This is a genomic window from Helicobacter labetoulli, assembly GCF_003670275.1.
In the GTDB taxonomy this organism is placed as follows: domain Bacteria; phylum Campylobacterota; class Campylobacteria; order Campylobacterales; family Helicobacteraceae; genus Helicobacter_C; species Helicobacter_C labetoulli.
Genome location: NZ_QXJF01000016.1, coordinates 40,589 through 51,058, shown reverse-complemented (window position 1 = coordinate 51,058; position 10,470 = coordinate 40,589). Strand labels below are relative to the sequence as shown.

Below are 10,470 nucleotides of genomic sequence, written 5' to 3'. Positions count from 1 at the left end.
CCCCCCCCCCCCCCCCCCCCCCCCCCCCCCCCCCCCCCCCCCCCCCCCCCCCCCCCCCCCCCCCCCCCCCCCCCCCAAATACCCCAATAATACGCAATTAAATCCAACTCATTTAGAATCTACTTTTTCCCACACCGCACAACATAGCGAAAGTCTTAGCACAAAATCCACAATTTATCGCTCAAAACAAGGCAAAGCCAAAGTTTCTTTAGTAAATGCAACGCCCCTAGATTTAGATTCTATCGATTCCTTTGTCTTCTACGACAAACCCTTTCTCACCTTTGAACGATTGCTTGAGACCTACTTTGCCACCGCACCAAAGGGCTTTTTAAGCTTTGTAAAGGCGATTCCTGTATGGCTTTCAACAAAGCTTTTCTTAAAAGAAACCATCGCATGAGAGCTAGAATCTTTGTATAAAAAACTCTATCCGCAAAAAAGTAAGCAAGAGATAAAAGCGTTTAAACAAAAAGTGCTAAATAATCTCTACTTTAGCGAACATCATTTAAGCCATTGTAGCTCTGCATTTTTCCCAAGCCCTTTTAGTGATGCTGGGATTCTAACCCTTGATGGCATAGGCGAGTGGGCGACTACTACCATTGCTAAGGGTGTGGATAATCACATTGAGATTTTACAAGAGCTGCATTTCCCGCATTCTCTAGGGCTTTTATACTCTGCTTTTACTTATTATCTAGGCTTTAAGGTTAATTCTGGTGAATATAAAGTAATGGGCCTAGCCCCTTATGGTGAGCCAAAATTTGTGGATATTATTAAAACGCATTTAATTGATATGAAGCCTGATGGGAGCTTTTCACTCAATATGAAGTATTTCTCTTACACCTATGGGCTAAGAATGACAAATGCCAAGTTTGATAGCCTTTTCCACGCGCAACGAAGCCCAGAATCTAAGCTAGAGCAAATCCATATGGATATAGCTGCAAGTCTGCAAGTAGTAACTGAAGAAATAATGATAGCCCTAGTTCGCACCACAGCTAGACTAAGCGGCAGTAGAAATCTCGTCTTAAGTGGTGGTGTCGCACTAAACTGCGTAGGTAATGGCAAGATTTATCAAAAGCTTATCAAAGAAGAAAAGATTTTGGATCATATTTGGATACAGCCTGCAAGTGGGGATGCGGGAAGTGCAGTGGGGTGTGCCTTAGCGTTTTACCATATAGAATGCAAACAGCCTAGAATCCGTGAAGAAAAACAAGCCGAGTGTGAAAAAGCGGATTCTAGCAATGAAACCCAAAATGTAAGTGAGCCAGCAAAGGATTCTAGGAGTTTCACCCAAAACGCAGAAAATGTGTTTTGTAGCCAAGCAGATAGGCGGCAGGATTTTTGTGATAAAAATGGGGCTTTGCAAGGCGAAGTAAGGGAGTTACCTAAAGCGGTAATGACCGAAGCTGAGCTGAAAGCAATCGCCATTTTTAGCCAAAAAGCCAACGCCAAAGATAAGCCCAACAATTCTAAGATTTTGGAACTAGAATCGGGGTTTTTCGAGCCGCACGCGGAGATAAGACTCGATGGTCTATCGCACAAGTGTGGCGATGAAATCCACGATTCTAGCCCAAAAGCTGAATTGCCCCTACAAGATTCTATGCAGGGGAGCTATTTGGGATTGTCTTACTCCAACGACGAAGTCCAAGCCACACTAGACTCCCTAAACGCAATCTATGAAAAGCATAATTTTGATGCGATTAAAACACTTACCGCCGAAACTCTAGCACAAGGCAAAGTTGTAGGTTGGCATCAAGGGCGGTGTGAGTTTGGACCTAGGGCATTGGGAGCTAGATCCATTCTAGGCGATCCACGCAATACCACAATGCAAAAGACAATGAATCTAAAGATTAAATACAGAGAATCTTTCCGCCCATTTGCCCCAAGTGTGCTGGACTTTGCCATCAATGAGTGGTTTGAGTGTGATTATATAAGTCCTTATATGCTGCTTGTAGCCCCTGTGAAAAGGGAGAAATGCTATCCACTTACCAAAGAGCAAAAAGAGCTTTTTGGCATAGAAAAGCTTAATATCGTTCGAAGCGAGATCCCAAGTGTAACGCATATTGATTATTCTGCGAGAATCCAAAGCGTGCATAAGGATACAAATCCGCGTTATTACGCTTTGATAGAAAAGTTTTATAAACTTAGCGGTGTGCCTGTGCTAGTTAATACGAGCTTTAATGTGCGGGGTGAGCCTATGGTGTGCAGCCCTTATGATTCTTATGCGTGTTTTATGGGGACAGAGATGGATATGCTAGTGATTGAAGATTTTATTCTTTATAAAGAGAAACAACCCAAAGAGCATATCGCAAAGTTTAGAGATATTAAAGACAAATATGAGCTTGATTAAGGGGAAAATGATGACAAACAATAGTGATTTACGCGTATTTTTAGGCATTTGGGCGGGGATTTTTGTAGTATTTTTGCTCTCTGGAATCTTATTGCACGACATTTATAGAATATGGGCGGTGATAGGACTTGGGATCGCCCTAGTCTTACAAGTTTATCCTAAAGCTAGTGTGTCGCTTTACATTACACAAGTTAAGCTTGGGAGTGTGATTGGTTGGTGTATTTCTCGTGCAACTTTAGTGGTGCTGTATTTTTGCGTATTTGTGCCTTTGGGGCTAGTCTTTCGCATAATAGGACGCAATGTTTTGGGTGCGAGACTTGACAAAGAAAAGGATAGTTATCTTATCTCTCGTCAAAAGCAACCTGTAAGTATGAAAAATCAATTTTAAAAATTCAAAGGAGATTCTATGTTAAAGAATAAATGGATAAAGTCTATTGTATGGATTATCGGTTCACTTGCTTTTATGGCGATTATATTGAAGGCTGATGGCGTATGTATGCGTGATTTTGGCTTTAGCATTGTGCCTTTTGCGTGGATTGGGGTGTATTTTACTTTGCTTCTATGGCTATTTGCTAGGAACATACAAAAACAAGGTGTAAAACTCATACTTATTTACACAAGTATTGTGCCGATGTGTTTGGTAGCAGGAGAGCTGTATGGATTCTATTTTACCAAGCAAGAAGCAAAAGCAGAATCTTGTAATACAAGTACAAGCGGAAGCTATGGGGTAGATTACCTCACACAAAGCCCAATCACTGGCTATAAGGGCAAACCAAACACTACTGCCACAGCACATAAAATTGACACGAGTGATAATAGCACAATATATAATATTTCATATCAAACTGATGATTTTGGTTGGCGGATCACACCTAGCAGTGATGATTCTAACAATCAATGTGTGCTATTTTTTGGCGATAGCTTTACCATAGGCGAGGGGGTAAATGGCGATGAGACACTACCATTCTATTTTGGCACAGAGCAAAAAGCTAGAATCTACAACTTCGGATTCCACGGCTATGGACCACATCAGGCTTTGGCTTTGTTTTTAAGCGGGGAAGTAGAAAAAATTACACAACATTGTCAAAGCACTATCGCTTTTTATGAGAGTTTGCCCGGACATATTAGAAGAGCTAATGGCTTTTCACAATGGGAGCGGAATAATCACGCACCGCGATTTGCCCTGCGAGATAATAAACTAGAATGGATAAACCGCCCTAGCGATTTTTCTAGCGATTCGTTAAGTCAAAAGATTCTAGCTAAAATTTATAGTAACATAGACAAAAGCCATTTGGTAAAAATCTTGCGTCCAAGCTATGTCTATGACACAATATATAATGATGTGTATTTTGCTATCATTGATAGTTTGCGACAAGAGCTCACCACGCGACTTGACGCACCTTTATATTTTATCTTATGGGACTGGCACAATCTTAGTAGCAATACTGAAAAATTAGAATCTAAAGCTATTGTAACATATCTTAACGCAAGTGGTATGCAATATTTTCTAGCTAGTCAAATGCTCCAAAACTATAAGGAAAACAGGGATTATTACGCACTTCATAAATGTGATTTACACCCAAATGCCCTTGCAAATAAGAAAATAGCCAGATACATTGCCAAAGAAATCAAATGAATCACAAAAACATCTCACACAACAAAAGGAGCAACAATGAATATCATTAAAGAATTATGGGCTTTTTTGAAAGAACGCAAGAAATTTTGGCTTTTTCCTGTGATTATTGTAATGCTATTTTTAGGTGTATTGATTGTCTTGGCAAAAGGCTCAGCTGTCGCACCATTTATTTACACAATTTTCTAGATTCTATTATTTGGCTGGGTTGTTTGAAGCCTAGCCAAACACTCTCACACTTTAAAACATTTTATATACAATCTCTCATTTGCGTAAAAATTAAACTACATATCGTATTTTTATTTTTATGTAAAAAAGTTACACTTTGGAGATTTTTTGTAATATTTTATACATTACATATTGTAATCTTATTTTTTTGTGATAGCATAAACCCAAAATCCATTAGGATTATAAAGGTAATTTTGTGAAAAGGCAAAGCAAGTTTGCTAAAGCAAATGGGTGAGCAAGAAACTCAAAAGCACCGCTTATGTGTAAGCACAGGGGGGCAGACTTGCGAAAAATACAAACGCGAAATTTGTGGAAGTATTTTTGAGTTAAAATCGTGGCTTTCAAGCGAAAAAGCAAGAAGCTTACTTAAGGTAAGTGCCGCCGCTTTTGAGCGTAGAATCCGCGATTTTAGCCAAAAAGACAAACACAAAAAGAAAGGATTAAAAATGGCAAACTTAAAACATAATAACTACACTCAAGACACACTTGCCCTGCACGCAGGATACACTTACGACACGCAACGCACAATGAGTGTGCCAATCTATCAAAACACCGCTTATTGCTTTGAGAGTTTAGAGCAAGCCGCGGCACGATTTGGACTAAAAGAGCTAGGCAATATCTACACAAGACTTACAAATCCCACGACTGATGTGCTAGGTGCGAGACTTGCAGCGGTTGAGGGTGGAATCTTTGGTGTGCCTACTTCAAGTGGCAGTGCGGCGATTTTCTATGCGGTAGCAAATTGTGCGGAAAGTGGAGATAATATCATCTTTACAAATAAAATCTATGGTGGTACGCAAACGCTTTTTACCCACACGCTGAAGCGTTTTGGTATTGAAACTAGGGTATTTGATATTGATAATATTGCTTCATTAGAATCCGTGATAGATTCTAAAACAAAGGCGATTTTTTTTGAAAGCATTTCAAACCCCATTATTTCAATCGCCGATACCACTGCCATTACCGCCATTGCTAAAAAGCATAGAATCATAAGCATTTGTGATAATACCCTGCCTACTGCCTTTTTACACAAGCCTTTTGATTTTGGCGTGGATATTTCCGTACATAGCCTTAGCAAGTATGTCAATGGGCAGGGCAGTGCGTTAGGCGGAGTGGTGATTGAGCGAGAGGGGCTAAATGAACTGCTTAGAGACAATCCCCGCTACCCTGCGTTTAACACGCCTGATGCGAGTTATCACGGGCTTGTTTATACCACACTGCCCCTGCCTTGTTTTAGCATTCGCCTTATCACTGAATGGCTTAGAAATATCGGTGCGACATTATCCCCACAATCAGCGTGGATTCTGCTTCAAGGGCTAGAAACTTTGGAGCTTCGTATTAAAAAGCATAGTCAAAACGCCCTAGAAGTGGCAAGATTCTTAGAATCTCACAGCTTAGTTAAAAGTGTGGCATATCCGGGATTAGAATCTAGCCCATATCACACCCTTTTGAAAAAATATTATGCCAATTCTCAAAGCTCTGGACTTCTTAGCTTTGAAGCACAAAGCTTTGAGGCAGCACAAAAGATTTGCAATAGCACAGAGATTTTTGCTATGGTGGTAAATATAGGCGATTCAAAGTCTTTAATCATTCACCCAGCTTCTACAACGCATTCTCAACTAAGTGAAAAAGAGCTTCAAAGTGGTGGCATTACGCCTTGCACGATTCGTCTAAGCATTGGGCTAGAATCTAGCAAAGATTTGATTGCTGATTTACAACAAGCAATACAGAGATAAAATCGTGCAGTACAGAATCTAAAAGGAGCAAAAATGCCTATTGTTATCCCAGAAGATATTCCAGCCTATTCCTTGCTTAGTCAAAAAGCCTTTATTATGGGGGCAAAAAGGGCAAAACATCAAGATATTAGGACGCTTGAAGTGCTTTTAATCAACCTTATGCCCACAAAGATTGAAACAGAAAATCAGATTCTAAGCCTACTTGCAAACTCGCCCTTGCAGGTGAAAATCACGCTTTTATCCACGCAAAGCTATATCGGCACAAACACGCCAAAAAGCCATTTAGATAGATTCTATGTCAATTTTAGCGATATTAAAGGGCGGCGGTTTGATGGAGCTGTTGTTACAGGTGCGCCCATTGAGCATTTGGAGTTTGAAAATGTAGCGTATTGGAAAGAGATACAAGCGATAATGAGCTATTTAAAAACTCATTGCACAAGCACAATGTATCTATGCTGGGGGGCGATGGCAGGGCTATATCACTTTCATAAGATTGAAAAGGTTATGTTAAATAGCAAAGTTTTTGGTGTGTTTCCCCACAAAATTGTTACGCAAGATTTGCTTTTAAATGGACTAGATTCTGTTGTGAGAATGCCCCATTCAAGGCACGCTGGGATTGATGAAAATGCGGTTAGAAATTCTAGTTTGAAAATCCTATTAGAGAGTGATCTTTGTGGCATTAGTGCATTAAAAGATGAAAAGGACTTTTATATCCTAGCTCACCCAGAATACGCTAAAGACACACTGCGTTTGGAGTATGAGCGAGATATTGCTAGGGGCTTAGAGATAGCAAAACCGCTTGATTATTTTGGAGAAGATGGAGAACCCATACTCTCTTGGAAATCAAGTGCAAGCGTGCTTTTCTCAAATTGGCTTAACTTTTCTGTGTATCAGGATACACCTTTTGTGTTATAATGCCGCCCTTTATTTTGCTTTAAGGTTGGGATTATGGCGATAAAAGTAAAGGAAATTTATGATTTATGTGAGAGTATCTCACCCTTTGATACTCAAGAATCTTGGGATAGGAGCGGTTTAAATCTCGGTAGCTTTGATGATGAGATATTCCATATTGTTGTGTGCCTTGAGCTTACTCTTGATATTGCTAAGAATCTTCAGCCACATACACTTGTTATCACACATCACCCTTTGATTTTTACTCCCCTAACGCAGATTCACACACAGAGCTATCCTAGTAATCTTATCGGCATTTTGCTGCGTAAAAATTGTGCTCTAATAAGTCTGCATACAAATTTTGATAAATCTCATCTTAATGCCTACCTCACACATAAGATTCTGCAATGGAAACATTTTAAGGCTCAAGATTTTTTTATGTATGGGGAGATTGAGCCTACAAGTTTAAAAAGCCTTGCTTTGCAAGTAGGCAAAAAGCTTCAAGCAAAAGCGGTAAGCTACACGCAAGGTGATGATATTTATGAAAATACGCAAGAATCTAGCAGTCTAGATTCCATTAAAGAAGTCTATGTTGTATGTGGGAGTGGCTGCTCCTTACTCTCACTCATTCCACAAAAGCCCCAAACCTGCCTTATAACAGGTGATATTAAGCACCACGATGCGATGATAGCCAAAAGCAATGGATTTAGCCTTATTGATATGGGACATTATGAGAGTGAAAAATATTTTGTAGAAATTTTTGAATCTATTTTGCAAAATGCAGGATATAACGCTATAATTGCCGATTGTAAAAATCCATTCTATTTTTGCTCCATTATAGACTAAAATAGACCAATCCAAACACAAGGGAATCACGATGAATAAACATTTACAAGACCTTATCCAAGTCGCTGCGTATAACATACAAATTGATGAATTAGGACCTAAAATCCAAAAAGTTCGAAGTGAGCTTGATGAGAAAATCAACCAACAAGAGCAGATTCTAAAAAATATTGAAGATCTCAACCAAGAAGCCCACGCTATAAATCTTGAAATCGCTCATCACGATAGAAATATCCAAGATGCCTCGGCAAAATTAGAGCAAATCTCCAAAAAGCAAAAAGAAGTCAAAACAGAAAAAGAAATCCGTGCCTTAGATGTAGAATCCGATATTGCCAAAGAAAATATGACACATTCAAATAGCGAGATTGAGCGACTTGAAGCATTAAGAACCACTAAAGAAGAAGAGAGAAATGCCTATGCCCCACAGCTTGAAGAGCTAAAATCTCTTATCCAAACACTTAAATCTCAAACTCAAAGCCAAGTCCAAGAAATTAAAAAAATGCAACAAGAACTCTTTGACAAAAAAGAAGCATTAAGTGCGAAAATGGATAGCAAGATTACAGGATTTTACGCCAAGATTCGCCGATGGGCAGGGAATACAAGCGTTGTGCCGGTTTTCAAACAAGCTTGTGGCGGCTGCTTTATGAAGCTCAATGATACCATTTACAATGAAATCATTAAAGGCAATGATATTATCAACTGCCCACATTGTGGAAGAATTCTCTATATCAATACACAAAATGAAGCCAAAGTCTCAAGCAAAAAAGAAGAGGCTTAGGCTAGATTCTACTTTTTAGGAATTAGCGTTGAAAGAACACATAAGCAGACAAAAGACAAGCTTTCCTCTTATGTATTTTCTCTCTTGCCTTTTGCTCTATCTTGTGGCTTTGCCACTGCTGCTTGTGAGTGCCTTTCGTGCTAAACATCGCGATTCTATCTCTGCGAGATTTTCTCCCTTCAAAGCACTAAAAAAACTAGAGCAATCCCCCAACTTTTGGTTTCACGCTTGTTCTTATGGTGAAATAAAATCTTTAGAGCCAATACTCAAAGCCCTAGATTCAAAGCCTTGCACTATTCTCATCACCACAATCACACACACAGGCTTTAATGAAGCAAAGCGTCTATATGCAAACAGGCAGGATTCTAGCTTGTGCGTTATGGTGCGTTACCTGCCTTTTGAGATTTTTCTACCCTTTTGGGCTAAATATTACAAAAATCTGCAATGCCTTGTGGTAACCGAAGCGGAATTATGGAAAATGCTTTTTTATGTCGCAAAATCAAGCAATGCTCGCACCCTACTTATTAACGCTAGAATCTCACAACGCTCCCTTGCAAGCTATCAGCGTTTTGGGTGGTTTTATCAAGGTATTTTTGCCTTGATTGATGAAGTCTTAGCACAAAGCCATATTGATAAACAGCGGCTAGAACATCTTGGGGCAAAAAATGTGGAAGCCTTTGGGAATCTCAAGATTCTAAATACCCCAACCCTTAGTGCCACTTATACAAAGCCAAATCGCCCTATCTTTTGTGCGGCAAGCACACATAAGGGCGAAGAAAAGCTGATTTTAGAAAGCTTTAAAGCCCTTTGTGCCAACACACAATCACAAGAAAACCCCCAACAAAATCCCTTGCTTCTTATCGCACCTCGCCACCCAGAGCGATTTAAAGAAGTCTATGAACTCACGCAAAGCTTTTTTCAAACAACATTTTTTTCACAGCATAAGCTTGAATCCACCGCACAAGCCATCGTGATTGACACATTAGGTGAGCTAAACAATCTCTATGCAATCAGTGATGTGGTGATTTTATGCGGAAGCTTTATGCCAAATATCGGCGGACATAATCCCCTTGAACCCGCCTTTTTCCATACAAAACTCATAAGTGGGGAGCATATTTTCAACCAATACGCCCTTTTTGAAGCGGTGCAAGACTATGTGCTAATCCCACCACAAAGCCTACAAGACACACTTTTAAGATGGCAAGAACTCCCCCAAAGCTCTATCAAATCAGATTCAAGCCACAAGCTTAATATCCTTATACAAAAGATAGAATATGCCAACTGATAAAGCCTACAAACTCTTAGCAAAATCTCAACGCATTTCTCATAATCTCGCCAAATCTCTCATTGACAAAGGGCTTGTCTCAAGCAATGGCAAGAAAATAACCATTGCGCGCTTAGAGCTCCCTCTCAATGCGACTTTTGAAGTAGCAAAGATACAAAAGCCAAAAATTATTTTTGAAGACAAGCAGATTCTCGCCCTTGATAAACCTCCCTTTATAGAATCCTATGACCTAAGCGATATGTTTGATGGCTGGAGCCTACTCCACAGACTAGATAAGCAAACAAGCGGAGTGATTTTACTCATACAAGAAAACAGCCCCTTTCATCTTAAAGCCAAAGAGGCTTTTAGAAAACAAGCCGTGTATAAAGAATATATTTGCCTACTACACGGAATCTTAGCAGATTCTATTACCATTAATAAGCCCATATCCACAATAAAAAAGGGCTTTGCCAAGTCTCGCATTGATAAAAATGGGCTGTCCGCTCACACACAGCTAACCCCCCTAAGCATTGTTGGCAAAAAGACACAAGCCCAAGCCATCATCACCACAGGTCGCACTCATCAAATCCGCGTGCATTGCCAAAGTATCAATCACCCCATCGTTGGCGACACTCTCTATGGCAACAAAAACGACAATGCCAAACGCCTTATGCTTCACGCACATAAAATCAGTCTTTTGGGCTATGAGTTTGTTTCCCTACTTCCGCAAGAATTTCACATAGGATAGGCAGA

General features: G+C 39.9%; 10 protein-coding genes and 1 pseudogene. All 11 read left to right on the top strand.

The window, feature by feature from the left end; translation table 11 throughout:
• Window positions 1–172 precede the first annotated feature (172 nt).
• A pseudogene (locus tag EBF12_RS12350) lies at window positions 173–1,096 on the top strand (carbamoyltransferase N-terminal domain-containing protein); the annotation flags it as partial.
• A 294-nt stretch (window positions 1,097–1,390) separates the two neighbouring features.
• Window positions 1,391–2,344, top strand: coding sequence for a carbamoyltransferase C-terminal domain-containing protein (locus EBF12_RS12345; RefSeq protein ID WP_415579684.1), 954 nt, complete (start codon window positions 1,391–1,393; stop codon window positions 2,342–2,344).
• Window positions 2,345–2,354: 10 nt separating this feature from the next.
• Window positions 2,355–2,732 (top strand): hypothetical protein, encoded by a 378-nt coding sequence (locus EBF12_RS08920; protein WP_121727336.1) that lies wholly within the window; start codon window positions 2,355–2,357, stop codon window positions 2,730–2,732.
• 18 nt (window positions 2,733–2,750) lie between these two features.
• Window positions 2,751–3,980 carry a hypothetical protein gene (locus EBF12_RS08915; RefSeq protein ID WP_244196487.1) on the top strand — a complete coding sequence of 410 codons (1,230 nt, stop codon included), beginning with the start codon at window positions 2,751–2,753 and terminating at the stop codon, window positions 3,978–3,980.
• A gap of 36 nt (window positions 3,981–4,016) precedes the next feature.
• Complete coding sequence (locus tag EBF12_RS11305; protein ID WP_002957261.1) at window positions 4,017–4,166, top strand: DUF5989 family protein; 150 nt, start codon at window positions 4,017–4,019, stop codon at window positions 4,164–4,166.
• A gap of 485 nt (window positions 4,167–4,651) precedes the next feature.
• Window positions 4,652–5,941, top strand: coding sequence for an O-acetylhomoserine aminocarboxypropyltransferase/cysteine synthase family protein (locus EBF12_RS08910; RefSeq protein ID WP_121727342.1), 1,290 nt, complete (start codon window positions 4,652–4,654; stop codon window positions 5,939–5,941).
• Window positions 5,942–5,974: 33 nt separating this feature from the next.
• Complete coding sequence (locus EBF12_RS08905; protein WP_121727335.1) at window positions 5,975–6,856, top strand: homoserine O-succinyltransferase; 882 nt, start codon at window positions 5,975–5,977, stop codon at window positions 6,854–6,856.
• A 33-nt stretch (window positions 6,857–6,889) separates the two neighbouring features.
• Window positions 6,890–7,678 (top strand): Nif3-like dinuclear metal center hexameric protein, encoded by a 789-nt coding sequence (locus EBF12_RS08900; protein WP_121727334.1) that lies wholly within the window; start codon window positions 6,890–6,892, stop codon window positions 7,676–7,678.
• Between the two features lie 31 nt (window positions 7,679–7,709).
• Entirely contained in the window at window positions 7,710–8,453 is a 744-nt protein-coding gene (locus EBF12_RS08895; protein ID WP_121727333.1) for a zinc ribbon domain-containing protein, read from the top strand.
• Between the two features lie 28 nt (window positions 8,454–8,481).
• Window positions 8,482–9,738: a lipid IV(A) 3-deoxy-D-manno-octulosonic acid transferase gene (gene waaA, locus EBF12_RS08890; protein ID WP_244196486.1), complete on the top strand. Its 1,257-nt coding sequence runs from the start codon at window positions 8,482–8,484 to the stop codon at window positions 9,736–9,738.
• Window positions 9,728–10,465 carry a pseudouridine synthase family protein gene (locus EBF12_RS08885; protein ID WP_121727332.1) on the top strand — a complete coding sequence of 246 codons (738 nt, stop codon included), beginning with the start codon at window positions 9,728–9,730 and terminating at the stop codon, window positions 10,463–10,465. The genes waaA and EBF12_RS08885 overlap by 11 nt, the downstream gene beginning before the upstream one ends.
• Window positions 10,466–10,470: the final 5 nt, after the last annotated feature.